Origin of the sequence: Pseudomonas sp. SCPG-7 (assembly GCF_002156405.1) — a bacterium.
In the GTDB taxonomy this organism is placed as follows: domain Bacteria; phylum Pseudomonadota; class Gammaproteobacteria; order Pseudomonadales; family Pseudomonadaceae; genus Aquipseudomonas; species Aquipseudomonas parakoreensis.
This window is the reverse complement of sequence record NZ_MVOO01000007.1, coordinates 195,132-220,879: the sequence shown is the minus strand read 5'-3', so window position 1 is coordinate 220,879 and position 25,748 is coordinate 195,132. Positions and strand designations below refer to the sequence as shown.

36 protein-coding genes and 1 pseudogene are annotated in these 25,748 nt (G+C 57.6%); 4 read left to right on the top strand and 33 right to left on the bottom strand.

The annotated features are described in order from the left end of the window. Positions 1 to 2: 2 nt before the first annotated feature. From B1722_RS15705 to B1722_RS15655, 11 genes are all read right to left on the bottom strand, one after another. Complete coding sequence (locus B1722_RS15705) at positions 3 to 254, bottom strand: hypothetical protein (protein WP_086793349.1); 252 nt, start codon at positions 252 to 254, stop codon at positions 3 to 5. After that, the gene (locus tag B1722_RS15700) at positions 251 to 1,927 is read right to left on the bottom strand and encodes a DNA cytosine methyltransferase (RefSeq protein ID WP_086793347.1); all 1,677 of its coding nucleotides are present in this window, start codon (positions 1,925 to 1,927) and stop codon (positions 251 to 253) included. The genes B1722_RS15705 and B1722_RS15700 overlap by 4 nt, the downstream gene beginning before the upstream one ends. Positions 1,928 to 1,990: 63 nt before the next feature. Continuing rightward, positions 1,991 to 2,212, bottom strand: a complete 222-nt coding sequence (locus B1722_RS29890; RefSeq protein WP_086793344.1) for a hypothetical protein — start codon at positions 2,210 to 2,212, stop codon at positions 1,991 to 1,993. Next, positions 2,212 to 2,475, bottom strand: coding sequence for a hypothetical protein (locus B1722_RS15690; RefSeq protein ID WP_176393380.1), 264 nt, complete (start codon positions 2,473 to 2,475; stop codon positions 2,212 to 2,214). The genes B1722_RS29890 and B1722_RS15690 overlap by 1 nt, the downstream gene beginning before the upstream one ends. Positions 2,476 to 2,554: 79 nt before the next feature. Further along, positions 2,555 to 2,851 (bottom strand): hypothetical protein, encoded by a 297-nt coding sequence (locus tag B1722_RS15685; RefSeq protein ID WP_086793342.1) that lies wholly within the window; start codon positions 2,849 to 2,851, stop codon positions 2,555 to 2,557. A 48-nt stretch (positions 2,852 to 2,899) separates the two neighbouring features. Next, positions 2,900 to 5,614: a toprim domain-containing protein gene (locus B1722_RS15680; protein WP_176393379.1), complete on the bottom strand. Its 2,715-nt coding sequence runs from the start codon at positions 5,612 to 5,614 to the stop codon at positions 2,900 to 2,902. A gap of 6 nt (positions 5,615 to 5,620) precedes the next feature. Next, the gene (locus B1722_RS15675; protein ID WP_086793340.1) at positions 5,621 to 5,854 is read right to left on the bottom strand and encodes a hypothetical protein; all 234 of its coding nucleotides are present in this window, start codon (positions 5,852 to 5,854) and stop codon (positions 5,621 to 5,623) included. Positions 5,855 to 5,930: 76 nt separating this feature from the next. Next, positions 5,931 to 6,302, bottom strand: a complete 372-nt coding sequence (locus B1722_RS15670; RefSeq protein ID WP_086793338.1) for a hypothetical protein — start codon at positions 6,300 to 6,302, stop codon at positions 5,931 to 5,933. Beyond that, entirely contained in the window at positions 6,299 to 6,589 is a 291-nt protein-coding gene (locus tag B1722_RS15665; RefSeq protein ID WP_086793337.1) for an ogr/Delta-like zinc finger family protein, read from the bottom strand. The genes B1722_RS15670 and B1722_RS15665 overlap by 4 nt, the downstream gene beginning before the upstream one ends. Next, positions 6,586 to 7,059, bottom strand: coding sequence for a YmfL family putative regulatory protein (locus tag B1722_RS15660; RefSeq protein WP_086793335.1), 474 nt, complete (start codon positions 7,057 to 7,059; stop codon positions 6,586 to 6,588). Before B1722_RS15660 ends, B1722_RS15665 begins: the two co-directional genes overlap by 4 nt. Positions 7,060 to 7,088: 29 nt before the next feature. Then, a complete protein-coding gene (locus B1722_RS15655; protein WP_086793333.1) occupies positions 7,089 to 7,349 on the bottom strand; it encodes a hypothetical protein in 261 nt (86 codons plus the stop codon). A 101-nt stretch (positions 7,350 to 7,450) separates the two neighbouring features. Here B1722_RS15655 and B1722_RS15650 point away from each other — a divergent pair, with 101 nt between their 5' ends. The 4 genes from B1722_RS15650 to B1722_RS15635 all read left to right on the top strand — a co-directional run bounded on the left by B1722_RS15650 (position 7,451) and on the right by B1722_RS15635 (position 10,253). Then, a complete protein-coding gene (locus B1722_RS15650; RefSeq protein ID WP_253149656.1) occupies positions 7,451 to 7,858 on the top strand; it encodes a helix-turn-helix domain-containing protein in 408 nt (135 codons plus the stop codon). 289 nt (positions 7,859 to 8,147) lie between these two features. Next, positions 8,148 to 9,206, top strand: coding sequence for a hypothetical protein (locus B1722_RS15645; protein ID WP_086793331.1), 1,059 nt, complete (start codon positions 8,148 to 8,150; stop codon positions 9,204 to 9,206). Between the two features lie 8 nt (positions 9,207 to 9,214). Next, positions 9,215 to 9,616: a hypothetical protein gene (locus B1722_RS15640; RefSeq protein ID WP_086793329.1), complete on the top strand. Its 402-nt coding sequence runs from the start codon at positions 9,215 to 9,217 to the stop codon at positions 9,614 to 9,616. Then, entirely contained in the window at positions 9,609 to 10,253 is a 645-nt protein-coding gene (locus B1722_RS15635; RefSeq protein WP_086793327.1) for a hypothetical protein, read from the top strand. Before B1722_RS15640 ends, B1722_RS15635 begins: the two co-directional genes overlap by 8 nt. 35 nt (positions 10,254 to 10,288) lie before the next feature. On the opposite strand, the gene B1722_RS15630 is transcribed toward B1722_RS15635, so the two are convergent. The 22 genes and pseudogenes from B1722_RS15630 to B1722_RS15530 all read right to left on the bottom strand — a co-directional run bounded on the left by B1722_RS15630 (position 10,289) and on the right by B1722_RS15530 (position 25,708). Next, positions 10,289 to 11,551, bottom strand: a complete 1,263-nt coding sequence (locus tag B1722_RS15630) for a phage late control D family protein (protein WP_086793325.1) — start codon at positions 11,549 to 11,551, stop codon at positions 10,289 to 10,291. Beyond that, complete coding sequence (locus B1722_RS15625) at positions 11,548 to 11,988, bottom strand: phage tail protein (protein ID WP_086793323.1); 441 nt, start codon at positions 11,986 to 11,988, stop codon at positions 11,548 to 11,550. The genes B1722_RS15630 and B1722_RS15625 overlap by 4 nt, the downstream gene beginning before the upstream one ends. 6 nt (positions 11,989 to 11,994) lie before the next feature. After that, positions 11,995 to 14,718 carry a phage tail tape measure protein gene (locus tag B1722_RS15620; RefSeq protein WP_086793321.1) on the bottom strand — a complete coding sequence of 908 codons (2,724 nt, stop codon included), beginning with the start codon at positions 14,716 to 14,718 and terminating at the stop codon, positions 11,995 to 11,997. Continuing rightward, positions 14,708 to 14,827 carry a GpE family phage tail protein gene (locus B1722_RS15615; RefSeq protein ID WP_086793319.1) on the bottom strand — a complete coding sequence of 40 codons (120 nt, stop codon included), beginning with the start codon at positions 14,825 to 14,827 and terminating at the stop codon, positions 14,708 to 14,710. Before B1722_RS15615 ends, B1722_RS15620 begins: the two co-directional genes overlap by 11 nt. 8 nt (positions 14,828 to 14,835) lie before the next feature. Further along, positions 14,836 to 15,168: a phage tail assembly protein gene (locus B1722_RS15610; protein WP_086793316.1), complete on the bottom strand. Its 333-nt coding sequence runs from the start codon at positions 15,166 to 15,168 to the stop codon at positions 14,836 to 14,838. A gap of 33 nt (positions 15,169 to 15,201) precedes the next feature. Next, entirely contained in the window at positions 15,202 to 15,717 is a 516-nt protein-coding gene (locus tag B1722_RS15605) for a phage major tail tube protein (RefSeq protein ID WP_086793314.1), read from the bottom strand. Between the two features lie 53 nt (positions 15,718 to 15,770). After that, positions 15,771 to 16,940 (bottom strand): phage tail sheath protein, encoded by a 1,170-nt coding sequence (locus B1722_RS15600; RefSeq protein ID WP_086793312.1) that lies wholly within the window; start codon positions 16,938 to 16,940, stop codon positions 15,771 to 15,773. Between the two features lie 107 nt (positions 16,941 to 17,047). Next, positions 17,048 to 17,491 carry a phage tail assembly chaperone gene (locus B1722_RS15595; RefSeq protein WP_086793310.1) on the bottom strand — a complete coding sequence of 148 codons (444 nt, stop codon included), beginning with the start codon at positions 17,489 to 17,491 and terminating at the stop codon, positions 17,048 to 17,050. Positions 17,492 to 17,493: 2 nt separating this feature from the next. Next, positions 17,494 to 19,050 (bottom strand): phage tail protein, encoded by a 1,557-nt coding sequence (locus tag B1722_RS15590; RefSeq protein ID WP_256578857.1) that lies wholly within the window; start codon positions 19,048 to 19,050, stop codon positions 17,494 to 17,496. Next, positions 19,031 to 19,654: a phage tail protein I gene (locus B1722_RS15585; RefSeq protein WP_086793306.1), complete on the bottom strand. Its 624-nt coding sequence runs from the start codon at positions 19,652 to 19,654 to the stop codon at positions 19,031 to 19,033. Before B1722_RS15585 ends, B1722_RS15590 begins: the two co-directional genes overlap by 20 nt. Next, positions 19,654 to 20,565, bottom strand: coding sequence for a baseplate J/gp47 family protein (locus B1722_RS15580; protein ID WP_086793304.1), 912 nt, complete (start codon positions 20,563 to 20,565; stop codon positions 19,654 to 19,656). Before B1722_RS15580 ends, B1722_RS15585 begins: the two co-directional genes overlap by 1 nt. Then, the gene (locus B1722_RS15575; protein ID WP_086793302.1) at positions 20,562 to 20,906 is read right to left on the bottom strand and encodes a GPW/gp25 family protein; all 345 of its coding nucleotides are present in this window, start codon (positions 20,904 to 20,906) and stop codon (positions 20,562 to 20,564) included. Before B1722_RS15575 ends, B1722_RS15580 begins: the two co-directional genes overlap by 4 nt. Then, positions 20,903 to 21,475: a phage baseplate assembly protein V gene (locus tag B1722_RS15570; protein WP_086793403.1), complete on the bottom strand. Its 573-nt coding sequence runs from the start codon at positions 21,473 to 21,475 to the stop codon at positions 20,903 to 20,905. Before B1722_RS15570 ends, B1722_RS15575 begins: the two co-directional genes overlap by 4 nt. Before the next feature lie 86 nt (positions 21,476 to 21,561). Further along, positions 21,562 to 22,380, bottom strand: coding sequence for a hypothetical protein (locus B1722_RS15565; protein ID WP_086793300.1), 819 nt, complete (start codon positions 22,378 to 22,380; stop codon positions 21,562 to 21,564). Between the two features lie 79 nt (positions 22,381 to 22,459). Continuing rightward, entirely contained in the window at positions 22,460 to 22,930 is a 471-nt protein-coding gene (locus B1722_RS15560; RefSeq protein ID WP_086793401.1) for a phage virion morphogenesis protein, read from the bottom strand. Continuing rightward, entirely contained in the window at positions 22,927 to 23,403 is a 477-nt protein-coding gene (locus tag B1722_RS15555; protein WP_086793298.1) for a phage tail protein, read from the bottom strand. Before B1722_RS15555 ends, B1722_RS15560 begins: the two co-directional genes overlap by 4 nt. Next, positions 23,400 to 23,585 (bottom strand): annotated as a pseudogene (gene lysC / locus B1722_RS29670) (Rz1-like lysis system protein LysC); the annotation flags it as partial. The pseudogene lysC and the gene B1722_RS15555, both read right to left, overlap by 4 nt. Continuing rightward, complete coding sequence (gene lysB, locus B1722_RS29885) at positions 23,500 to 23,943, bottom strand: Rz-like lysis system protein LysB (protein WP_086793296.1); 444 nt, start codon at positions 23,941 to 23,943, stop codon at positions 23,500 to 23,502. The pseudogene lysC and the gene lysB, both read right to left, overlap by 86 nt. After that, a complete protein-coding gene (locus tag B1722_RS15545) occupies positions 23,940 to 24,146 on the bottom strand; it encodes a hypothetical protein (RefSeq protein WP_086793294.1) in 207 nt (68 codons plus the stop codon). The genes lysB and B1722_RS15545 overlap by 4 nt, the downstream gene beginning before the upstream one ends. Next, entirely contained in the window at positions 24,143 to 24,988 is an 846-nt protein-coding gene (locus tag B1722_RS15540; RefSeq protein ID WP_086793292.1) for an N-acetylmuramidase family protein, read from the bottom strand. Before B1722_RS15540 ends, B1722_RS15545 begins: the two co-directional genes overlap by 4 nt. A 10-nt stretch (positions 24,989 to 24,998) precedes the next feature. After that, positions 24,999 to 25,358: a hypothetical protein gene (locus tag B1722_RS15535; RefSeq protein ID WP_086793290.1), complete on the bottom strand. Its 360-nt coding sequence runs from the start codon at positions 25,356 to 25,358 to the stop codon at positions 24,999 to 25,001. A 26-nt stretch (positions 25,359 to 25,384) separates the two neighbouring features. Then, positions 25,385 to 25,708, bottom strand: a complete 324-nt coding sequence (locus tag B1722_RS15530) for a phage holin, lambda family (RefSeq protein ID WP_176393378.1) — start codon at positions 25,706 to 25,708, stop codon at positions 25,385 to 25,387. Positions 25,709 to 25,748: the final 40 nt, after the last annotated feature.

Below are 25,748 nucleotides of genomic sequence, written 5' to 3'. Positions count from 1 at the left end.
CCTCACATCCGAAACGATTGATGAATGAACCTCGGCCGTGCAACATCCTCCACCGGATTTTCAGTCTCAGTAAGGACGTCGCAGACAAATCGGTGCCGCTCACGGTTGGTCGCTGTCAGCGCTTTAGTCAGGCCGGGGATAGCGTCGAGACATTCTTCGTAGGCGGTATCTCCTTTCCAGCTTTGAGTCGGCAACACTTGGCAATCCGTCCGAGTCGCGTCCGTGCACAGATACAGCAGCAGGAAAACAGTCATAGCGCAGCCTCCTGTTGTGCCACGCTCAGGCCTACAGCTATCGGGCGAACCCAGATCGGCATGCTGTTGAGCATGAAAGTTTCGCCGGAGGCAGCCAGCAGCAGCGTGGAGCCCATCACATCGGCAATTGCTTCGGCGGCGTGCGGCGGCACCGCGTTGCCAATTCTTTCACGCCATGCCTGATCACTCAGACCGTCCAGCTCGAACTGTTCTTCCGGTTCGATCAGGCTTTGCAGCGCGGCCAGCTCCAGCGTGGTGAAGGGGCGGTGCCAAGTGCCGTCGAGACTTTCAATCACGCAGGTCAACCGGTCATTTGCCTCTGGCATGCGCGGATCCGCCACCGACCAGCGCCCGTTGTCCTGTTTGGCGCTGGCCGACACAGCGCCGCATTGCTCGTTCCAGCCGACTACGCCGTAGTGACCGCCAGTCAGGTAGGCATCACCCTTCTTGCGCTTCATACCTGGTCGAGGGTCCTGAACCGCGAATGCGCCTTGCCCGGTGGTGCTGCCGGCGATGACTGTTCCTGTCGATTGACCCCACGGCGAAACCAGGTACTTGCCGAAGCCGTCACCAGGCCGGCGGGGATCAGCAACGCTGAACGTTCCTTGCCCGGGTGACTTGACGCCGATGACCGCACCACTGGTTTCATCCCACCGACGCACGCCGTACTGCTGGTATTGCAGTGATCCTTCCCGGGCGCGTGGATCGGCTACCGAGAAGGCACCGTTCGTTGGGCTGCTGCGTCCAGCAACTGTGCCTGCGGTGTCTTGCCAGTCATGCACACCGAGGTAACCCGCGCGGTATTCCGGGACGATTACCAGGTCCCGCAGGTAGCCGTTCTCGATCGCTAAATCATTCAGGCTGCGCCAGTCTTTGCCAGCGGTGACCAAGGCGAGTCGAACCCATGTTTTCCATTGCAGCGCCGGTACCCGATGCATCGGGCCGGCGGCTTCGATATCGCCGGCGAGCGGCATGCGGCTGAGGATCGAGCCAACGGACTTGAGAGTCTTCTTTTCTGGCTCATACAGGAAAGGCGGGACCTTCTCGATATGGCGAGCCACCAGCAGGAACCGTTTGCGACTCTGCGCCAGGCCGCCGATGACACCGCAATCGTGAGTGGTTTCAGCCACGGCATATCCGAAGTGCGACAGCACCTTGTTGATCTGGTCGAGCAAGTGCCGGCCACGGGTTGCCAGTCGAGGGACGTTTTCGAAGACCAGGAGCGGAACGGCGTCGTCTTTCCAGGCTTCACCGAACAGCCAGATGCAGCGCAACGTGAGTTCGTTCAGCGCCTGATATTTCGGGGTCAGGCTCATCTTTTCCGACAACAAGCCCGATGCGCCCTTGCACGGACTGGAAATGAACACCGCATCGGGCCGTTGGTAGTTGGCCGCACGTCGAACATCTTCGACGGTCGCCTCACGCCAACCAAGTGGCGGCTCTTTCCCATGAAAGCGGATGTACTGATCGCGAGTGAACAGATCCAGCAGCGTGCCTTTGACCCCGCTCAATCGCTCAAAATCGGCCAGACCAGCAGCATCAATGTCGATGCCGCCAATGCACTGCCATTGCGCTTGGATGTTGCCCACGATGGGCTTGGATTTGTTGAAACCTTTGGCACCGCCACCGAGGCCGCAGCAGAAATGAAAGTGTTTGAGCGTTCGCTTGAGCATGGTGCTTCTTCCTTTGCAGACGATGGGGAGTTGCAGCTCCCCTGATTCGCCCTGTAATTCAAATCAGCGCGCGTAGCGCCGTGGCTTGTTCTTCTTCGCTTCCGCTCGTGTAGCCATCAGCTCGGCCCACTCGACAGACTTGCGCTGCTGTCGGATCCGACTACAGGCCTGATGCTTGCGGGTGGATCGGGCTTTGCCGCAGATGTCGCAGCAACTGGGGAGGTCAAGCCGATGGCTCGCCATGGGCGGGCGTGTGCGTGCCACAGAATTGGCTGAGGTTTGCATCAGGCGTCCCCCAGCAAAGCGCGGGTGAGGGCGTTGCGCTCGCCCTGGCGAGTCAGCTTGTTCAACGGCTGCACACTGGTGCGGCCATTGCGAAGCTTGACGATCGCCGTTGCGCTGCCGATCTCAGCAATCTTGCCTTCGCGAACGCTGAGACTGACGCTGTGCCCGGTGCTGCGAGCGGCGACGAAGGTCACGTCGTCACCGACTTTGAAGGCGTTCGTGGTAGCCTCTGTGCCGCCACTACTTGGGTTTTGTGCTTGCATGGTGCTTCTCCTTTGGGGTGGTCGGTGTCGAGGGGTTGCAGCCCCTCGGCACCAATTCTTTTCGGCATGAACTCGTTGTTCAGCCGGCGCGGCGAACCAGGTGAATCGCCAAGTCTTCAAGCTGCTCGTTCCCTGCGGCCTCCTTCTGCCACTGCAAAATTTCATCGATCTGTTTGATCGAGCAGTCATCGACAAGCAGCGTCCGCTCACCGCGCTCTAGCCTGACTTCCATGATTCCGAGCAGGCCGTGATGCGAATACGCATCCGCATGAATGATCCCGGCCTGTTTGCCTTCAGCCAGTTGCTGGGCTTCGATCGATCTCAGCTTCGTCGTTTTTCCCGTGCCGGCATCGCCGGTGATCACGTGTACTTGCATGGTGCTTCTCCTTTTGAATGTGCCCAGCGTTGCAGCGCTGGTTGCGGTTTACGCGCTCTGAAAAATCCAGCAGCGCACGGTGGTGGGTTTGTTGAACATCGCGTTGCCGGCGGCTTGTGACGCGCGCACGGCGCTGTACACGGCTTTGTTGGATTCCAGCCATTTGTGGCTGCGGCTGTTGACCAGCAACCCGCGCAAGGTTTTGAGGTCGGCTAGGTTCTGCCGATGCTCGCTGGCCTTCTCGGCGAACTCGTTGAGGTTGATCGCGATGAGTTTCGGGTCGGTGCTGTGGTTGACCTGCGGGCCTTCGCCCAGGCTTTCGAGGTATTCGTAGACTTCCCAAAATTCGGCAACCAGCGGGTGGTCGGCACTGATCGCGGCTTGCCGCTCCAGCGCCATGACCATCAGCGCCTGATGCGTCGTGGCGACGTGGTTGTCATCGAGCGGGCAAACCAAGCGCAGGCAATCGACCAGGGCCATCAACTGGCTGTGGTTCTTGATGATCCGTTCCACGCGGATTTCTTTGAGCCGGCGCAGTTGCTGTTCATGAACCAGCACGCGTTCGGCGAACTTGGCCATCACTTGGGCTTCGGCACGAACGGCCAGCAACAGGAAGTGGCTCAGTTGCTCGACCGGGATCAGGTTCAGGTTGTCAGCCGCAGCACGGCTCTCGGTGGTGACTTCCGGGCGTGCAAAGTGAGATTTGATAATCCGGGTCAAGATCGCTTCGGACGCGCTGACATCGGCGTTTTGGCTGATCGCAATCGCGCCACGGAACGGCGGTTCGTAGGTCTCGTTGCCGCTGGTCTTCATGCCCTTGGTGCCGAGCGTGCCGCCGCCGTAGAAGTCTTTCAGCTCGTCCCAGTCAAAACCCTTGGCGTGCGCTTTGTCCGGCTCGTTGCGGTCGCCCTCGATCAGCACAACGGGCATGTTCGAGACCTGGCCCATGGCGCGCTGTCGGCCGGCGCGGGTCGATTTCGACGGGTCAAAACCTTCATGTTCACGGCCGAGCAGTTTCCACAGGAAAGTCAGCAGCGTGGTCTTGCCGGCGCCGGCTTCGCCTGTGACCTCAAGGAATGGGAAGGATTTGTACTGTGCGCGAATCTGCTCGGCGAACAGCGAGCCAAACCAGAACGCCAGGGCAACAATGCCTTTGGCGCCAAAGCACAGCCACAGCATCGGTAGCCAGTCAGTGCGGTAGTGCTTGCTGTCGCGCTGGATGTGCATGGCGATCGACTTTTGCAGCGTCTTCAGTCGCAGCTTGCCGAACTCGAAAAAGTCCTCCTTGTTCACCACGCTGACGATACCGCCGCGTACCGCGAGGTCGCCAAATACATAGCAGCCGTGCAGTTTGCTGTAGCCAATGAAATCGATGGTCTCGACAGTCTTCAGGCCGAACAGCTGATCCTTCATGATCTTGTCGAGCTGCTGCCCGCTGCCGGTGAACACGGCGCCGGCGGCCATGCTGAGCAAACGCTTTTTGAACTCGCTGGCCGCCGCGACTTGGCCACCGGTGAAGGTGTTCTTCACGCTGCCGCTGTCGTGCGGGAAATCGACGCGGAAGTAGTACCAGGATTCGTCGGTGACTTCGTTGCGTTGGAAGTACAACGCGTGTGGGTAGCAGTTGGCGATTTCCACCACGCCACCGCACTGGCGCAGGGCCTTTTCGCGGCGCTGCTTTTCGTTCAGCAGCTGGTCTTCGTGGCGCTCGGAGGACTCCAGCGCCTGCATGGCCTTGTTGAATTTCTCCAGGTCCATCTTGAACCAGTAGAGTCGGCTGTCGAAGCCGAAGTGAAACTCGTGGCGCTCGCGCCATTCGTACATCAGCACGCCTTTCTCAGACGCGCTTTCGGCGATTAGCAAGGAGCCGTGATAGCGAGTGGCGGCCAGATCCTTTTCGATCTGCTCGGCACGTTCGCTCTCGCCGTCGATGAATGCCCAGCGCTGATGCAGATCGTTCCAATCGACCTTGCGGCTGTCCGATTGCGGGATCTGCGCTGCTTCGCACTCGTAGCCCAAGGCGCGAGCCTGGCGCACCCAACGTTTGGTGTATTTGTGCGCGCCGGGTTCGTTGTCCAATGCCCAAACTAGCTTGGGCAATTTGCCGCCGCGCTGCCGAGCCAGCTTTTTCAGAGACTCTTCAGGGAAGAAGGCCGACGACATTGCCGACACCGCTGCAATGCCGTTATGCACCAGAGCGATGGCGTCGAAGATGCCCTCTACAATCCACAGCTCTTTGACGTCCAGCAGTTCGACGCATGGCGGGCACCACCAGTACCCACGCGGGCTGTCGCCGGGCTTGAACCGCGCCTTCATCTTGCCGAACCGGTGCGGCCGGTCGATCAGGCGTTCCCAGTAGCCACCTTTCTGCAACGCAAAACGCACCGTCGCGCTGCCGGCATTCAGCTCGCCGGAGAAATACGTTTCCTGCGTAAACCAGCCCTGAATCAGATCGAGCCGAAAGCCACGGGCAAATTCCAAATACGCACGGGCGGTGGCGCTGGGGTGTTGCTCGCTGGCCGGGGCGCGCTTGCTCCAGTCTTCGAACAGGTCCTCATAGATTTCTTTGACGTGCCAGGTCTGGCCACACTTGCCCCGGCCGCAACGGATCATCCACGGGTCATCGTGGAAGGCGTACAGCTCCTTTTTCTTGCACGCCGGGCATTCGCCCTGGCGCATGTATTTGCCGGCCTTGTGCTTGAGTCCGTAGTCGGATTCAAGGCGTTGCAGGATGTCGGCGCGCAGATCGTGCTTCATGTTCATCGGGGCTTACTTCACTTCGCCGAGACTGTGTTTAAGGGCGCCAATCAGGCGTTTTTGCGCGGCCATCACCGGGAAGGCCGATAGCAGCGAGCCGTGCCGTAAACCCTCGGGGATCATGCGAAAGCGATCGTCATACCAGTACTCGTTGAACTGCATCGAGTACTGGGCGCGCAGTGCCTGGAGCAGGGCTTCTGCCTGTGCGCGGGGCAGTTTTGCGGTGATGGCGATGTCGATTTCCATGATTCACCTCGGATTTCAGGCAAAGCTCACCCAAACCCACGGGAAGCGGGGCAGGGCGGGTTGTTTAAAAAAGAAGCTACTGAGGGTGGTGCTTGTGCGCGGAGTCGCGCTGGGCGAGCAGGGTCTGCGGCAGCAGTCTCGCCGGTACCGGGTGGCGCAGATCGGCACGGGTATCGATCAAGTGCACGACCGTGCAGCTGGGGCTGTTGCCCCAGTCCACGCCGATCCATTTACGATGGTTGATGACCTGCAATTCAGTCCAGGCGTTGTGCACCAAGCGCTCCGCCATGAAGACAGGCACCTCCAGCGACGTGGCCAAGTGACGAACGCAGTTTTCATAGAGCAGATCCGAGTCCACCAGGTACTGCGCTTCGTGCCGTTGCAGGTAAGCGAACGCGGCACGTTGCATGCTGCTGCGATAGTCGTGGGTCAACTGATCGTGATTCATTGCGCACACTCCATTTCCATTTGGTCGAGCAGGTCGGGTTGATCGTTGGCGGTCTTCATCGCGGCGCGGCGCAGGGCGATATCGGCAATGGGCAAACGCACCGATGGGTTGGCCATGCCGCTGGGACTCATTTCGTGAGTCATTTCGAACTCCGCACGCACCGACCAGCCGCAAGCCTCGTTGGTGCATTGCAGGTAGGCCACTCGCAGGAAAATGTGTGTGCCTTCGCTGGTGCGGATGCGCATGCGGCCCTGGCAGTGCGGGCAGACAAGTTTGTAAGTACTCACCCGGCGACCCCTCGACCGTGCAGTTGAATGGTGGCCAGCACTTCGGCGTAGCGTGCAGACATGTAGTGCATCAGGGCGTTGATAATTGCCTGCGCTTCGCAGGATTCAATGACGCCGTCGTCCAATGCCTTGGCAATGATCTGATCAACCATGCCGCGTTTGGCGGCGGCCTTCACTGACCGGTTGTACAGCTCGACGTTATCCAGATCCGCCGACGCGGTCAGCGGGACAAACATGCCGCCGTATTTGGCTGCGATGTAGTCCGGCAGGAAGGTTGTTCCTGCTACCTGTTCGAGACGATGAATGTGGTCGTCACTCAGCGGTCGGCTACCGGCATTTTCATAAGCCTGGTTGTCGAACTTTTTGAGTGGCATTCCCAAGTCAGCAGCGGCGTAGATGCGACCTCCCTGATAGGCGCCGATCACTGCACTGACCACGTCTTTCCTGCTTGCTAGAACTGGGCGTTTCATCTTCTGGTTTCTCCTTGGCTTCGTCGGCCCTACAGTTGATCAACAGCCTCAGATCCATTTGGCTCTGCATTGGTATCGTCAAGGATGCCGGGGAGCACTTCTTTCCCTATCAATCGTGAGATGTCTTTCAGGATGCTGAATGACAGCCGCCCGCGCGGCAGCGAATCTTGTCCAGCCCACCGCTGAACCACTTGGGTAACCGTGCGCGGTTCGTAGCCGTGGCTAATCGCGAACTGGCGGAAGTTGCTTCCGTTCTCAATCAGCCGCGCCTGGATCTGGCGCTTTTCCATGGCTTGGCTCATGGTTGATGTGTTCCTACTTGGTTAAGATGTACCTGTTTGTTCGCAGTATACGCACCCAAACGAGTGCGTCAACCGGATCATATGAAAAAATGAGTATAGCCACGCGCCTGCGCAGTGTTCTCGACCACAAAGGCTTGTCGATCAAGGAAGCCTCTGACCTTGTAGGAATTCCCTACAGGACGCTACAGAACTATCTTCTTGATGAGCGGGAACCCAATGCGAAAGCCATGGGTGCCCTCCGCACCCATTTGGGTATAAGTGTGGATTGGCTACTCACAGGTGAGGGTTCTATGTTTCACGGTGTGTCGATCGAGGGGGCAGGTCCTGAGTCGGCAAACATGCAGGAGAAGGCCATGCTTGAGCTGTTTCGCTCCCTGGGCGATGCGGGCAAGCGGGAGATACAAAGCGCTGCTGAGGAAAAGAAACGCTTAATGGATGTCGAGCAGCGCCTCAAGGATTTGACTGAAGCTCTTGCCGATTCTAAAAGGCCAGCATAATCTGTACCCATTAAGAACGGATCGGGCGCAAAAAGACGCTGGAATCCGTAAAACTGAAAGCTCACGGTTTGAGCTTCTTACACACGCAGGGACGTGGTCATGCCTAGAAAGCATTCTTCAATCACGCACAGCATTCCGTTGAGATCGTCTCTTCTTCACTCCAATGGGGAGCAGCGGCGGGAACTGTGTGACCTCTTGAAAATTAAACGTTGCTGTCCACTATCGATAAAGCGATCTGGGCAGCTTCCGATTTTTTGCTGAATATAAATAAAAATAGTACGAGGTGCACATGACGGACCCACTGGTATATGTAGATGCACTTCAACAAAGAGACGTCTCTTTTAAAAGCTTTCGAAATGCGTTGAAGAATTTGGATTTGCCAGTCTCGACTGGATGGCAACAGACAATAGATAAAATTGTTCCGGGATTGAAATCTGCAGATACTCGTGCTGCTTACGAGCAAGCGCTTGAAAAAATACATAACGAGATGACCTTGTATTGCGACAAGGTTGTTAAGGTTTATAAGGTGGATCCTAAGGCGCTTAAGCAACTGCTTACAGCGATGGATGCTAGGTTTGTAGAGAAAAAAACGCCTTATACTGCATCCTTTCCCTTCCCTCTATCCTTAAAAGAACTTGTTGCCGCGCCCTTGGATGTTGTTTGTGTGGCGCGTTGGGAAGAAGCAGATCGTGTCAATTTTATGATGTGCTCGAAGCAATATATTACTGAGCGCGAAGAGATTCCTGGTGATTCTCTAGATGATGATGCGAAAAAGGATTTTGGTATTTTTGATGAGTTGATTGGTATTCGTCGGAAGCCTTTGCAGTTGTTTGATGTGGTTACGCTGTTGCCTGAACAAGAATTGATCGAAATAAGGGTTGATGGAATTAAGAAGTTCAATGCTGACGATATTGGTCGGCGGTTGCGCAGGATTGAGCAGTTGGTTTCGCAATTTGCAGACAAAGAAATCGGACACGCCGATGTTCTAAGCTCGGCGATAAATTTTTATCCTGCGATAAAAAAATTATATGACGATGCTGATGGTGTAGTAGGAGAGTTAGGTCACGTTACGGACGCTGCGGGAATATATCGAGAAAAGATGCGTCACAAGGCGCGAGATGTGAGATTGGATCCATATCACCATGGTGGAACTGAGGCTGTCGTGGATTTGAATGCTTACTCCATTGCGAAACATTGGCCGTCACCCGTCGGAAATGGGCAGCCGGAGATACTGATTCCTGCGCACTTTTCTATCGCAAGCATTAAGAATCCAGTGGTAGACGTACTGCATGTGCTAAACTGTTCGACCCCGGAAGATTACGACTTTGTGATTGAAAAAGTCTTGTAGAGTTTGTGATGAATAAAGATGAAGTCATAAGCCGAATAAATGATGATGTACCTTTCGAGCCATTGAAGGGGGCATGTATTCGGCTTGTTGATTATGTTTACGCTCATGATGATCTAGCCCATTTGACTTTTACGAAGTTGGCAAAGATTGTTGAAAGCGAAGATTCTCTTTTGGTTTTGCAGATGACTCAGTATTTAGCCGGTGCTGGAGTTCAGCTTTTAGATATGCGCTTCGAATTGATTGTTGAAGATGATGTTTTTGAGTTAGATTCTGAGTATTTGGAAGAGGCGCAGCGGACAAATAAGCTGATGCATCCGGAAGATGGAGTCGAAGTTTTGGATTTTGAGCAAAAAATTTATCCTTACTTTGTGCCTACTCAAGCGGTTCTTGAAGGTAAAGGTAATGACTGACCTATCCATTCAAGACTTTACAATCGCTCAGTTGAGAGCGATGGCTCCTGTAATTCCCGGTGTCGGACCGTTTTTTGAACGTTTGCTTGCTAGCACATACGAGGAATTCGTCTGTGTTTTGTACAAAGATATCGACACTATATTGAGTGGCTTCCAAGAAAATCCTGAATTACTGAAAGAGGATGGTGAAGATAGGCTTTCCTCAGAAATAAAACGCTCCTTGAAACTTTTAGGTTATATAGCTACTCATGATGAGAAGATCGGTGGTCACTCTGATTTAGTAGTGCGAGGGAAAAAACCGGAGTTTTTGTGGATTGGGGAAGCTAAAATTCATAGTAATTATGACTACTTGTTCAAAGGTTTTCAGCAGCTTACTACGCGTTACACCACAGGGGATGTCAATCAGGATCGTGGTGGTATGATTATATATATAAAAAATAACGATGCTAAGAACGTAGTTGTGCAATGGCGAGCTCACCTTAAAGCAAAGGCGCTTGCAGACTATGCTGATGATGATTGCCTTGAAAGACCTGATTTTGTTTTCTATAGCGTACATAAGCACGAACGCTCAGGTACACCATTCAAAGTTAAGCATATCGGCGTTATTTTGAGCTTTGATCCTAAAGACCGCCGTTAGGTGTATGCCGACCAGTTGCTGTAGATAATGTTTAGTCAAATGGTGTTCATTTTATTGAACTCTCTATCTACAGCTACTTTCGCTGTCTTCTCTGTAGCATATAACCACCGTAGCCGCCGTGGTTTGCTCTGATCCCCCGCCGACACTATCTTCTCAATTCCTTTCTTCGTATCGCGGTAATAAGCGATGATCCCCGTGAAATCACCACTGGTCTCTTCGACCAAATCCTCAATATCTTCCCCTGGTAACTTGCTCTCAAGCTCTAGGCTGACGGTGTAGCCATTGTCCGCACTGAGCGTGTGGTGCACGTTCCCGCCGTACCAGATGATCTCATCAATTTCCGGCTTCACCCCATCAAGCGTATACGTCAGCTCCGGTATCAGGTCCGGCCGCCCCATTGCGAGGGTGTAGCTGAGCGTCGCGCTCCCACGCTGCAATCGGTTGAACTCGGCCCGGGCAGCACGCAGGGCGGACTGGCGATCACTATAGGTGTGGCGCAGATCCTTCAGGTTCTCGCCACCGCCGGCAATGGCTTCCTGTTTCTTGGCGCTGTTCACATCGTAGAAGTAGGCACGCACGCCGTCGTAGCTGTCGCGGTCTGCTTGCAGGTAGCGGTGCTGGTCGCCGTCGGCGCGGGTAAGCGTGATGTGGGGCAGTTCGGCGCCGCTGGCGGTCTTGCCACCGCCGGCGGGCAGGCACAGCAGGCAGCCGGCCTTGACGCTGATCACCGCGTCGAATTCTTCACCGATGCGGCTGATCAGGTTGGCGTCGGATTCGTTGGCTTGGTCCAGTTGCAGAATCGGCAAGCCGTCGAGGGCGCCGGCAATGGTCGAGGTCAGGCCGTTGCCCAGGGCGATATCGCCCAGCACGTCGCCGAGCGTGGTATTGCTCCAGCTGCGTTCGCGTTTGGTCTTCAGACCTTTACGCAGATCGGCCGAGCGGGCGCGGATACTCAGCACGTCGGGCGCGCCGGAATGTTCCGTTTCATCGACGGTGTAGGTGCCTTTGTCCACCAGGCCAGTGTCACTCCAGCCCAACCACAACCGAACCACCGCGCCCTTGGGCGGGATGGCGAGCAGCCCGTCGTGGTCGCTGAGGGTGATGCTCAGTTGATCGGCCTCGATGCCGCGATTGTCTGTCAGGTCGAGGCTCATCAAACGCGGGCTGATCAGTTGGGCGATGTCGTTGCCGTCCACGGTGATACGGAACGCTGGCACCGGGTAGGCGGCCTCGCGCTTGTAGCGTTCGATAGTCTTGTCCAGAAAACCGGTGACGCGAGAGAGGGCGGCATCGATCACAGCAGCGCCCTCATGATGCTGACGCCGGCGCTGGTACCGGCGCCGATCAGGTCGATGCGGTCGTCATCGATGCGCTTGAGGCTGAGGGTGAATTCGATGCGGCGTGGCGTGCCGTCGCGGAAGAAAATCGTCTTGGTTTCACTGAGGCTTTCGATGATCCACAAGCCGTAGATCCGGCCGCTGCCTTCGACCATGGGCCACGCCTTGCCGGTGTTGGCCATCAAGCGCAAGGCGTCGAGGCTGAGGGCGCTGCCGGCAAGTTCCGGCAGGATGATGCCGGGTAGGGTGATGGAGTCATCACCACGGCCAACGAACTGGCGAGCCGGCGCGGCGCCGACGCGGTTGCTGCTAGCGTGGCGCCATTCGGTTTGGCGTTGCAGTTCCTGGTAGGAGGCGGTGGAGAGGCTGAAAACGAACATGCCCAGGGCAAGCATCATGGCGGGTTACTCCAGGTCGGACAGTTTGCTGCGCTGGCGGGCGCTCTTTTCGCTGGAGACGCGGGCCAGCTCGGCGCGCACGGCACGGGCGATGGCGCGCTCATCCATGCCGGGCGTGGTGTGGATGTTGATTTCGTAGGTGTCGTGGCTGTCGTAGGCTGCGGCCGGTGCCGGGCTGATGGGTGCGCGATTGTCGATCGACACTGAAGAGGATGCGGCGGCGCCGGTCGGCGACTGCGGCAGCCCGATGGCGCCGAGCGGGCCAGCCACGGCGCCAAGTGCACGTTGCCCGGCAGATACGACTTGTTTGCCCATGTCAGTGACGGCGCCCAGCGGGCCATCTTGGCCACCTTGCAGACCTTGGGTCAGCCCGGCCATGGTGAAGCCGCCGAGCGCGGTGAACACGCGGGACGGGCTGTGAATGTCGAGCTTTTCCTTGAACATGTTGATCGCCGAATCAGCGACCGAACTGACAGCGTTCTTGATCTGCCCCAATCCCGCCAGCAACCCGTTGACCAGGCCGTTGACGATCATGTTGCCGAACTCGGTAAAGCGACTTGGTAGATCCACACCGAGGTAACTCAGCACCCCGGCAAAGGCCTGGTAAATCAGTCCTATGGGGCTGAAGTTGGCGAGGGTTGTGATGATGCCGCCAATGCCGCCGCTGAACCCGGCTTTGATCTCAGTCCAGGCGTTGGCGAAGTAGAGTTTCACTGCGTCCCAGTTGGTGTAGATCAGGTAAGCCGCTCCGGCGAGTACCGCGACAATCGCAGCGATGGCCAGCACCACCGGATTGGCGGCCAAACCCCAGAGCGCAATGCTGACGGTTCGCAGGGCGGTCACCAATGCGCCACTGAAAGTGCTGGCGAGCAACCGGACACCCTGGCCCAGCATCGGCAGTGCATTGCGGGCCAAACCGGTGATGGTGGGCAACAGCTTCTGCATGATTCGTAGCGTGCCGCCACCTTGCATACCAAACATTGCCATGCCATAGCGAATCACGGCGAAGGGGCCGAGCAAGCTGGCCATGCCAATTGCCAGACCACCGAACACGAACGAGAGGCCGGCCACCAGGGCTACGACTTTTACCAGTCCGCCAGCGAGTTTCGGATTCTCCCGTGCCCAGGCGCCGACCTTGTTTGCAACTTCGCCTAAGGTGTTGATCAGTTCCTTGAGTTCGGGCGCGACGGCGGCGCCGAACTCCGCCATGGCGTTGGTAAAGCTGCCCTCGGCTGCTTCCATGACATTTGTCAGGGTACCGAGTTGCTCGTTGACCCGAGTACGCAGGTCGGCCTGGCTCTGGAGCTTCTGTTGAACCTCGTGATAACCGGCCAGCCCTTTGTTCATCATGGTGTTGAGGGTGGTCAGTGTCTCGGCGTCATCACCGAACAGCTTTTTGATGATGGCGCCACGGTCTTCATCGTTGAACGCTTTGAGTTTTTCAACCTGAGCGTAGAGATTTTCGAGGCCAGCGAAATTGCCTTTGTCGTCCGTGAATTTGAACGACACGTCCCTGCCGGTTGCCTTGGCGATGTTGTTGGCTTTACCGACGTTATCTTTGTCCAAGCCAGCTTGGAAGATCTTGCGGAACGCGTTACCGGCCGAACCACCTTCCATACCGGCTTGATCCATCATGATCAGCAATGGTGCCAGCTCATTGGCAGCCTCAATCCCTGATTTCTTGATGGTATCCATCACCGGGGCGATCTTGCTGAAGCCCTGCAGCATGTTGGTCGAGTCGACGCCTGAGTAGAAACCACGCTGTATGGTGTCCATCAGCGCCATCATGTCCTTCTCAGTCGTCCGGGTGGCGTCCTGCATCTTCGCCGCGAACTCGGCGGCCTCAGTCACCGGCATCTTCAACTGCACGCCCAGGTATGCCGCCGCTTCGCCGGTACCTCCAAGGATGCTCTGTGCGCTGAGGCCTTGGCGCCGCAGCATCGTCATCATTTCCTGAAAGTCAGCGGTCGTGCCTGGCAGGCGGTCGCCAAGCTTTGTCGCGAGATCGGTGATCTTTTGAAAGTCCTCAGCGACCTTGCCGGTGTCGTCCATCATCGACACCTTCAGCTGAGTTGCCGAATCCTCGTTCGGCGCGAATGCATCCACGGCTTGTTTCAGCGGACGGCTGATCGCATAGCCGGCCCCTAATCCGGCAGCGCCATTGACTGCCATGTCGCTGGCCAAGCTTTGGGTTTTCTCCAGCTTGTTGCGCTCGATCGCCATGCGCTTCTGCTGCGCATTCAAGGCTACCAGGCGTTTGCCCTGCTCACTGATCGTCGCGTTGGTGGCGCCGATCTGCTCGCGCAGCTGACGTTCGTGCGTGCCGAGGTCTTTGGTGCTGATCCCGGCGCCGTACAGTTTCGAGCGTAGCGCCTGCAACTGTTCCGATTGCTGCTGGTGTTGTTCCTTAAGCCGCTGAGCCTCGCGCACGGCGGTGCGGAAGTCCTTGGCCAATGCCTTGGTCGGAACGCCCGTCGCGGCAAACTGCTGACTGAGCGCGCGCACTTTATCGCGGGCCGAGGTGAGGGCGGTTTCAGTCTGTTCAGCGGCGGCGCGCTGGGTGCGCCAGGCGCTGACGTCTTTCTGCTGAGCGTTGAGTTCCTTGAGTCGGTCGCGAGCGTCCTTGAGTGCGCGGGCAGCGCCGATGCTGCCCTTGTCGATGGCCTTCAGGGGACCGCTCGCCCGGTCAATCGCGTTGAGCAGTACCTGAAGCTTTAGATCATTCGCCATCGGTGGAACTCCGCACCCTGGCGCGCTCGCGCCAGTCCATCAGTTCTTGCAGGCTCAACTGGTCCATATCAGCCGGCGCCCAGTGAAAAACCACGGCCAGATCGGCCATGGCGTCCTCTACGCAACGAGGGAGGCGTCCGTCCTCACCGACTTCTGCAACAAAAAATGCGCAACCTTATTGCCGCAGGCGAGAAGGTCGGCTGGGTCCATGCCGGCGGCTTCGGTGGCGGTGATGCTCGGTGAGGTAATGCGTGGCAGCACCTTGAGCAGGGCGGCGACGTCGAGATTCAGCAGGTCCACCAGGTGCACGCCGCGCAGTTCGCCGGAGCAAGGCTTGCGCAGGGTGAGGCTGTCGATCTGACTCTTGCCGCGCAAGATCGGCGTATCGAGGATGACAGTGTTGTCATCGACTGCCGGCAGAGCTCCGGTATTGATTTCTTCGGTGTTCATGTGCTGCTCCAGGTAATTGATTTAGGGAGTGGTTCAAAGGCCGATGGCGGAGCGCTGTTTCTCCAGCATGTCCACGCCGTTGACCTTCTCGATGAAGTTGAGCAAGTCGATCTCGATGATTTCCTCGTTATCGACGATCAGCTTGTAGTACGTGCAGGTGGTGGTGATGCTGTGTTCGGTGTCTTCACCGGGCTGCGCGTCGCCCATCTCGATGGTTTCGTGACGGCCACGCAGCACAACTTCCACAGCACTGACTTCGCCGGTGTCGTCCTGCTGGAACGAGCCGGCGAAGCGCAGGGCGACGCCCGACGCATTGACCGCGCCGAACTGTTTGAGGGAAATCAGATCCAGCCCGCCGGTCTTCCATTCGAACTGAATGCCGTCGTCTGAAAATCCGAGGTCAGCCTTGACCGGGCCATTCATGCCGCCGCCCCGATAGGCTTCCATCTTGCGGCCGAGCGGGGGCAGGGTGACCGACTTGACCACGCCCACGTAGTTGTTGGCGTCGTTGAAGAGGTTCAGGTTTTTGAGTTTGCGTGGCATGGCCATGGCGGTGTTCTCCGGTACTCAGGCACGGGTTTACTCCCTCGGGGAGTCCCGGCTCAGCTGTTTACTTTGGCGGCGAAGTTGATGAGATAGCGGTCAGTGATGCGCTGGCGCAGCGTGAGATCTTCCAGCGGTGGTACAGGCGTGTAGTCGTAGTCGATGTACAACTTGCCGGCCTTGAGGGTGTCTTTATCGTTGACGTCTTCCGGGTACCAGCAACTGCCACCGAGCAAGTAGCCGTTGGCTGTCAGCTCGCGGAACTTTGCGTTGTTGCTCTCGATGATGTCGCGCACCAGGGAGGGGTTCATGGGCTTGTCGATGGCCCACATCTGCGCCTCGGCCATGGTGTCGGCGAGGATCTGCGCGGTGCGGGTGTAGTTCTCGAAAGCAAACAGCGGATCGTCGCTGCAAGTGCGACTGCCCCAAAAACGGAAACCGCTTTCGTTGATCAGGGTGGTGACCTCGTTGCCGTTGAGGTAATTGGCATCGGTGGCGGGGTTTTGCAGATCCCAGAACACGTCGGCGCTGATGCCGGTGACACCGTTCACTGCAACGTTGGACAGTGTTTTGTGCCAGCCCACTTCCTGATCGATCTTGGCGCGTAACCCGAGGGCACGGGCGACGGCCGAGGCGTTTACGGTTTTGTTGGTTGCGGTATCCCAGTTCTGGAAATCGGGCCAGATCACCATCACTTCACGGGCACCGAAGTTCTCGCGATAGGCGACCGCTTCTTCCTTGGTTTTGCAGTCCCAGGCACTGACGTAGTTGAAGGCGCGTAACTGTTGGCCGATGCTGACCAGGGCGGTGGCTACCGGCTGGCTGTCGAGGCCTGGCACGCCGAGGATGCGCGGCACCATGCCGACTCTGGCCTTGGCCGCGAGCAACGCTTTCATACCGGTGTATTTGCCATCTGCGGTGGTGGTACCGATCAGTGCCGAAGTTGTTTCCGCCTCGGTAGCACCTTCCTTGACCCGAACCACGATGGTGTACGGTTTGGTTTGGTCGGCAATCGCTTGCAGGCTGACCGCGAGGGTGCCCTTTACGCCTGCCTTGGCAATGGCGGTCTGCACATTGGTCAGCAGTACCGGTGTGTCCAACGGAAAGAACGTGGCATCAGCATCGTCGGCCGTGCAGACCATGCCGATGACGGCGGTGGGGATGGTGCGAATGGGGCGGGTGCCGTCGTTGAGTTCGAGCACCCGCACGCCGTGAAGATAATCGGCCATGGTTTTGCCTGCGCAGTAATTGGAATGACAGTGCACAGGCTGCCGCGCGCGCGCCGGATCGGCGAGCGTGCGGGTTTGTAGTCAGGGGAATTACAGCGTGTAGCGGATTACTGAGTCTGTCCGGTAAACCACAGCGGCGTGATCGGCCGATGTTCGGCGAGCGGGAATTGCGACCCCTGCGGCCAGTCGCGTAACTGCCGGCGATAGGCCTGCAATTCCGTATATTGATCCGCCGTGATCGAGGTCGCGCCACCCTCCTCGATCTCGTCGCGGTGCCGGGACACCAGCGGATCCGTCAAGGCCAGTTGAGCATCACGCCAGGCGCGCTCGACAGCCGCAAGTTCCTCAGCATCGAGCGGCGGCGGATCAATCAGCACCGGCTGACCATCGGGCCGGGACGACATTTTTTTAGGGCTAACCGCCAACTCATCAAGCAGCGACTGCCAAACACTTTCCGACACTTCGATTACGTCCGCTGGCATGTTCGCGCCATGGATCTCAGGGCGATAAGCCCCACACGTTGACGGACTGAAAAAAACGACCTTATTCATTTTCAATTTCCTATAGCTCGCCACCAAACCGTCCACTCTGCCTGAGCCGCGCCCGCCGCATTTTGCACGCGCAAAGTACAACCGGTCGCCCTCAGCCCAGTCCCCATGACTGCATGCTGCAAACACAGCGAGCCGACGTGCATCGGCGTGATATTTCTTGGCGCATTAGGGAACGGGATAGGAAAGGTGACGTAAACGTATCCGTTCGCATCGGTTACGCCCGACCCCCATTGCTCGATCGCGCCGGATGGCAGTCGGTGGTAGCCAGCACTCCCCCAGTAACTACCAAATTCGGGTGCGTATTTCATAGCCGACATACCATCCTCAACAACCCATTGCCCGTTCCCTGCGGTGATCACGATGGTAGACAGGGATTGAAGGGTTACAGAGGTTAGGGAGTTAACTGACATCGCACTGATAACGTCTGTACCCTGCCGGATAATGTTGACCACGCCCGGCGTCGTGTTGAATAGAAAGAAATTGGTACCGGTGGGTACCGAATTAACGAGTGGCAGGGTCAATGTCCCCGATGCAGCAAGCACAATGCGGTGGCCTGCGGCCGCGATGCTCAATGTCGCCGGAAGCGCCGAAATATCGAAACGTCCGGCGAAATTCCCCTGTGCTCGCTGTGCAAACTCGGTAGTAGCGATCTTCATTGAGCTATCGAATAGAGGCGGCGTGTTTGCTGTCGGATTGATTAGCGCTGGGGAGTTGATCGGTGCTAGGCCTTGCGTCACGTTCTGAAATGTCAGCGCCGTGGTGCCCAGAACAATTGTCCCGTCGGTGACCAACTGCCAACGAGTGTCGGCCAAGGTCGTACCTTGTTCGACTGATACCAGCAACGCGGAAGTGACCTCGGCGTTGACGTCTGCATCTGCCGCACGCGCCCAGCCGCCGACCGACGCTACCCATATGCCGTTGTCCTTGGCTACAGCTTGATTCTTCACCAATACCCGGTCTCCGGTCGCCAGCAACACGCCGTCAACGGTCTGAAGCCCGGCGAGCGCGATATTGGCCGTGGTTGCAGCGCGCACTGATTGCTTGTTGTCGAGCTTATTCAACTCTTCCAATATGCGCGTATCGACGTATTCACGGGTCGCCAATACAACCGACGGATCAATCTTCAACTGAATGTTCGACGTGCCGCTGGTGATGACGTGCATGCGCACAACCTGGTTGCGGCCCGACCCCTGTGCGAGCAAGGGCTTATAGCTTGGCGCCACGTTGGCCACGGCTGAGAACACGCCGTCCTTGTCTTCGAGCGCCAATTCGCGGATCCACCATCCGCCAACATCGGGCGGTAGCACCAGTTCAGCGATCAGGACGTTGTCGTCTGTTGGTGAAACACGCAGCTGATTGAGCTGGGCGCGGTACCGCTGATTGATCAGCTTGGTTTGCGCGGGGCTGGGCACGGGATCGGTGCCGTTGGCGTCGCCAATCAGCATGTAACGCGGTTCCCACGGAATGCCGAGGGCGTCGCAATTGGTTTTCTTGGCGACGCCCAGCGTGGTCAGCATGCCGCCGAAAATAGAGTTCTGATCAACCATGAGGGTAAACATCCAGTTCGTCGAGGGTATAAAGGCTAACGCCGCTGTAGGCCCGGATCGAGATATCGATGTCCGGGTTGTTCCAGGGGTACACGTCGATCTCATCGCCGTCATAAACCGCAAAGCCAACGAACGCGTTGAGTTTGGTTTCAAGGACAATATCGAGGCCGGTCAGGTGTCGGGTCAGGGGCTTGGCGTCATCGATCAGCCACACCAGTTCCTGATACATCGCTTCGGTGATGCCGGAGTCGAGGACGCCGATGCGCAAGGCGAACGTACCGGGCGTGCCAGGCGGAGCGGTCTGCCACCACTCGGCGACCTCGATCAAATAACCAAGAGGTTCGACCACCCGGCGCAGGGCGCCGATGGTGCCCTTGTGGGAGTGGACGTAATAGGCAGCTCGGCAGGCGGCGCGCTTGGCGGCTTCCGGCCATTTCCCGTCCCAGCGGTCAACCGAAAACGCCCAGGCCAAATACGGCAGTAGGGGCAGAGGGCACTGGTCAGGGTTGTAGAGCGTGCGCAGCGGAATCGGCACACGCTGAATATCTGCCAAGCCCCGCGCGGCTTGGCGCTCCAGCGGGGTCGAGTTGCCGGGGAGCAGTGGCTGGTAGGTCATTATTCAACCCCCAACGTCAGTTCAACGCTCGTGCAATACGGCGCCTGGTACTTGGTGGCGACGATGTCTTCCCAGTCCTCCAGCACTACTTTGCGCACGCCCTCAACATGCAGCGCGGCGTGCACGATCGACTCTGAAACCTCCAACGCCAGACGCCGTCGTTGGTGCACGAATTTGAGCAATTGGGCTTCTGCAGCAGCGAGGACAAGTTCGGTTTCCGGTCCGTTGCTGAGCGGGTAGATCTTGGCCTTGATCTGATAGTTGATGATCTCCGCGCCTTGCACGGTCAGACGATCCGCAACCGGTCGGCGGTCATCGTCGCTGAGATAGGCCTTCACCTTGTCGAGCAGTGTCTGTGACGCGGTACCGTCGCCCAGCACGGATTGCACCGTAACCACAGCCTCGGCCGGCGCCGGGCTTTCGGCGGTGGCGTCGGCGACCTGACCGTCAGCGGAGCGAGCGTGGAAGATGTAGCTATTGCGCGGGCCGGCGGTGCTGAGGCCTTCCCATGCCATCTGTGCCCGTTCGCGCAGGCTATCGTCACTTTCCATCAGCTTGGGGAGCGGCGGCACGGCTGTCGGATTTGCAGCCTGAATCACCAGGCGCTTGACGTTGAAATTGGCGGCGAGCTGTTCGAGGTCGGTGCCTTTGGCCAGGGCGAGCATGTTGGCGACGGAAGCTTCATTGACGCGCTGACGCCAGACGGTTTCACGGTAGGCGTTTTCCTCGAGTAATTTGGTCAGCGGCTCCGACTCCATGTTGAGGCGTGCAGCGATCTCGGCTTGTTCCTCCGCAGGCCAAAGACTGACGGCGTAGGCCTTACGCTCGGCGAGGATCTGCTCGTAGTCGATCTGTTCGACGATCTGCGGCGCCGGTAGTTGGCCGAGGTCGATGGCGACGAAAGTGTTCATACGCTGCCCCCCAGTTGCAGAGGCACGCTCAAGCTCAGCGGCTGGTTGTTGTCGACAATGGTGCCTTCGAACACCAGCGACGCCTGGCCCTGAAGGTTCGCGCCGATGAACTGGATACGACTGAGGCTGATGCGGGTTTCCCAGCGCATCAGGGCCATGACGGTGGCGGCATACACCTGCAATCGGGTGAAGTCGTTGAACGGCTGATCCACCAGCTCGGGGAGCAGGCTGCCGTATTCGCGGCGCATGACGCGGGTGCCTATGCGAGTGGTCAGGATGTCGGTGATCGACTGGGCGATGTGTTCGACCAGGCCGAGGGCTGCGCCGGTTTCTCGGTTCATACCGGCTTCTCCGTTTTCGCACCGCCGGGCATGACACCGCCGTGCACATGCTTCACCAGACTGATATGGGCCGCGATTACATCGTCGGACACGGTTACCTTGCCGGTGATGTTCTGGTTGCCGGTCTGGGTGTAGTCGCCCTCATGGGTGATTGGGCCAACGATGTGGATGCCGCCGCTGCTGATCAGGTTGGTGGTGCCGCCCTCGGCCAAAGTAGCGTTGAGGTGATGCGCAACGCTGTCGTACTCGAGGACGGTGCCATCGCGGTAGGTGGTTCGCTGCAGGCCCTCGCGGTCGCCGTTGGCCGGGATGTTATCGCTGAACAGGCCGGTCAAGACCACGCCGTTGCCGAGTTGGCCGGAAGGGCTGAACAGGATGACTTGCTCGTTGACGGTGGGCGGGTTCCACTCACGGTCGGCCCCGGCCCGGGGGGCAATCCATGGGAGCCAGCCGGTGGTGAGGGTGCCGGTTTTGACCTGCACACGCGGGGGCTTCATCTGGACGGCAGCGATGGTGCCGAGGCGGATGAGGTTTTCGATCAGGCGGGCGAGGGTGGCTAAGTCGTTCATGGCGCCGATGGTGGCGCCATGTGTGCGCGACTGCAGCAGTAGCAAGTTGTAATTCTTTTGATTACATGAGAACGATGAATAGCTTTTTAAAACCCTTGATACCACCCTAAAGCTTTTCCGATGGCTAACCCAAGCAAGATACAAAAAATGTAACCAGGCAAATTTAAGAAACCGGCGATGGCACGCAGACGTGCTCTGATGGTTTCGTATTCTCTCCGATAAAATCGCTTGGATGCCCTAAGGTTGCGTGCTTTTTCTTTTAATGTTGATAATTCCCGCCATGTCTTATCTAGCGCGCTCATGTCATAGTTTCTGGTTATGTTTGGCCAGTTTGCATAAGGCACAAGCTCTGAAATTCTTAAAGTAGGGTCGGATTGGCCTCCCATACCCTCAGCACCATTCCAGTTAAATCGTATCCCAGAATTTGTGTAAAGCTTATTTCGACGATCTTTGTTTTCCTTTTCTGCATCTCCGGCGATTACTGATATGGGGACAACGGTATAAGAGGGATCAAATTGTTTTGCCCATGAAACGATCTTGTGAAAAAGATATGTGCCTACATGTAGTCCACGCATGCTGCTATCAATCATAACTGATCCGTTCGTCAGCTTTACGGACCTGCGACTGTCATTAAGTTCTCCCCCCATCTCACTGATAAATTGACCTGATCTGACACCGCCACGGCTTCCGTAGAGATAAGTAGCCCTGACTTTTATACGAGAACTTGAAGTCGGAGTACCTTGTAGAGACCAAGTGCTCGATTTAATTTTTGTCTCAATGAGTAGGTAGTGAATATCTTCGGAATAACTAGTTTTGTGTTTTACTTCGATTATCTCGATATCGTTATTTGTTTCTTCGCTTGTTATGTTGACATTTAATTTAACTGCCGTGTCATCACGCTCCATTGCTATTCCCTTGTGGTGGCTTTTTGATGCAAGAGCTTGCTTTATGCCATCTATTGACGTTCAGGGGAATAAGGTTGGTCTAAAAATTTAGATCCTTGCTGAGGTGCGCTAATAGCTCATCTCGTACTGAACCAAGGTCCCCGGGAGCAAAGCCTAAAATTTCGCGTTGAGCATATGTCACTTGGGCTGCTCCGCCCTCGGCACGGTCTCGCAGGCCGTATTGGTGCACTCTAGCAATCCGTGCAATACGGCCAGCGAATCCAATGCTGATAGCGTTGCCGTCGCCCTGGACTTTCAGAAACGTCGCCGTGCGCAGCTTCTGAAACATCTTCACTTTCCGTTTCAATCGTCCCTGCTTACCGCGTAGGTTGCGTTGTTTCCGTGGCGCATATTTGCTGCCGTCCGGGTTCAGCTGAACAATGATGCGTTGCTGCTGGCTGCGTCGCAGTACCTGGCCGAGACGGCGTGCCAGTCTGTCGCGCGACGCCGGCTCAAGCTGTCCAACCAACCCGGCTGCCCAGTCCTCTAGCGCTTCCAATCGATTGGTCATTTGGGCAGCACCCATTCGCTACCCGTACCCTGCGCACCTGGTATCCAGTTCGGATCAAGAAAGTCAGCAGCCCGTTGCGGCTCGCCGGGATGTCGAACGGTGGTGTTGCCCTGGTCATCCTTGCCCACCACCACACGCTCGGTCAGCGGCAGCGTCAGGCTCATATCCACTTTGCTGTTGTCGAGAATGTCAGCCTCGAACTGAATGCCGTCAGCGGCCTTGCTCAGGTTCTCCAACAGCTCGGACTGATGGACGCTCAGCCAACCCAGCAGCGGCAACATGACGCTATCGGGGTGGCCGGCGAAGTCGGTGAGGATAACCTGCAGGTCGAAGCTGTATTCGAAGGAGAGCGTCTGTGCGGCGGTGCAGCGGATCTTGCCGTTGTCGATGAAAATCAACAGTCGGTCAGGGTTGTGCTTGATTTCTGCCACGGTGGCGAGCAAGTGTGCTTTCAGGCTGTCGGGCTTGTTCATGGCTGGGCCTGCTGGTGTTGGTAAATCATGTCCACCTGGCTTGCGCATTCTGCCCAAGCGGCCTCGACACGATCCTGATCGGTGAGCTGATCGCCGTTACTGCGCGGGCTGGTCGCCGGTAGGGTGCAGGGCACGACGGGTGGACAGCCACTGACGATAAGCGTGGGCGCCGGTGAGGGCGGGGCGCTCGCGCAGCCGGCGAGCAGCATCAGGCAAAGGCTGGGCAGCCCAATTGCGTAGGTCGACGTTTTCACGTTTCAGAGCCTCGATGGTGAGTTCGCGCTTTGCCAGGCCTTGGCGCAGTTGATCCTGTTGTGCGCGCAGGGTGGTCTGGGCGTTGCGTTCCTGTTGCAGGGTGTCGCGCAACGCGCTGGCGTTGGCGAGGTTGCGTTCGGCTTGTTCTCGGGCGCGGCTGGCGTCTTGCTCGGCCAGTCGGGTGTCCTTGTTCGCCCCGCTGATGCGCAGCTCCTGGCTCCAGATCAGCAGCCCCAGCGCTGCAAGCAATGCAACACCGAGCAAGGCCTGCCGCAGGACGCTCACGCCCGGTACCAGCCGAGCTGATTCATGTCGCCGATATCCATGTGCTGGATCGGGCCACGAATGAGGATGACTTTGCGTTGAGGATTCTGGATTCGGAGCGCATCGCGCAGCTGCACCATGTCCTGTTGATCGCTGTCCTCCGGCACTACCAGCAGATCGCCGTCTTGGACATTCAGCCGCTGCACCGCGTCGAAGTCGATCATGCTGCCACCGCCTGCCCACAACCGCAGTCGTCGTGCCGCTCGTAGGCGCGTTGGAGTTTGATGTCGTACAGGTTTCGCTGGTAATCCGGTCCGTTGTACAGCTTGGCAAACTCGGCCCACTTGCGGCCTTTTAGCGCCTTGTGCAGCACCGGGTCGGTCTCGATGAAGCGGACGAATGCATCGAACTGCTGCGACTCGCCGGCGCTCATGGCCGCGACGAAAGCCTGCACGCTACTGTAGCCCAGGCGCTGCCAGTGAAAGCCCATGATCTGGAACGCGCCCCAAGAGGCGGACTCCAGTGCGGCGGTGTCATCGATCAAACGAGCGGTTGCCAGGCGCTGGTGTTCGGCGCTGCCGCCGGCATAGCCACCCGATTTCGGATTGACGATTGCAGGGTTGGTCGCCGCCAACTGGTCGGCGTGTAGTTTTAACGCTGCCAGATCGTCGCCTTCATGCCGCACCTTCGACAGTTGGCGGTACATGATGTGCCGTTCGAACAGAATCACCGGCTTGCCATTGTCGAGGAAGCCATTGCCCTTCGATTCGACTTCATTGACGGCGTAGACGCTGGCCAGCGGCACGCCGAGACGTTCGGCGGCGTTGACCAGGTCAGTGTTTCTCAGCAACTGCTGGCAATCATTACCGGCGAGTGCGGCCAGCGTTTTGTTGCCGGCGACTCCGTCGACGACCAGGCCGACTTTAAACTGATAAGCGCGCACGGCGGCCTCTGTGGCATCGCCGTAATCACCGTCGATTTCCAGCTTGGCGCCGTGTTGGTTGAGATTCTTTTGCAGGGTACGCACCGCTTGTGAGCGATCCCCATGACGTAAAATCGTGCTCATGCGTTGGCCCTCAGCAGGTGGGTGCGCTATTGCTGGATGCTTCGGAACAAAGCCGCCGAGCTTCGGCTTTCGCGACTTCCTGCATGGTCGAATTTCCGCCGGCCTCCCGAGGTACGAAGCCCGGTTTTTCTGCCCAACTTTCGTAGATGCGGCGGGCTTCGACTTCGATCTGCAGTACTTCTGAGTTGTCTGGGCATTTGAAGTGTTGCGCTTCAAGCGCCTGGCTCCTAAGGCGATCGAGGAAGCTGCACATCTTTAACTGTGTGTGCTTGATTCGGTGTTTGCCGCTCTCACAAATTGCCAGAACTTCCACGCGGAATTTCTCAAGTTGCTCGACTCGTTGCACAAGCGTTTCGTGCGTACTTTTCATGCTGCCTCCTTGGGGAAATAGGGCACTCATAGCTGTTCTACCTTGCGGGTGAAAAACTTTCTTGCTGCGGCACGGGTGCCTTCGACGCCCAGAAGGCCGATGGCGCCGCCGAAGAATGGTGCGGTCGAGACGGGTATCCCCAGCAGCGACAGCCCGTGGCTGACGGAAACGGCTAGGGCACCGCACAGCGGCGCTTCGATCAGCATTCGGCGCCAGGTACCGCCACCGTAAATGACGCGAAGACCCGCGATGACCAAGGCCAACAAGCCGGCATATAGGGTTGGCCAGTTCTGTTCGAGCCAGGCGGCGAGCCAGGCCCAGGTGTCGGGACGGTCAGGCATGCGTTTCATTCCATGATCCAGAGTGGTTGGGTTCAATGGCGTGGTGCGG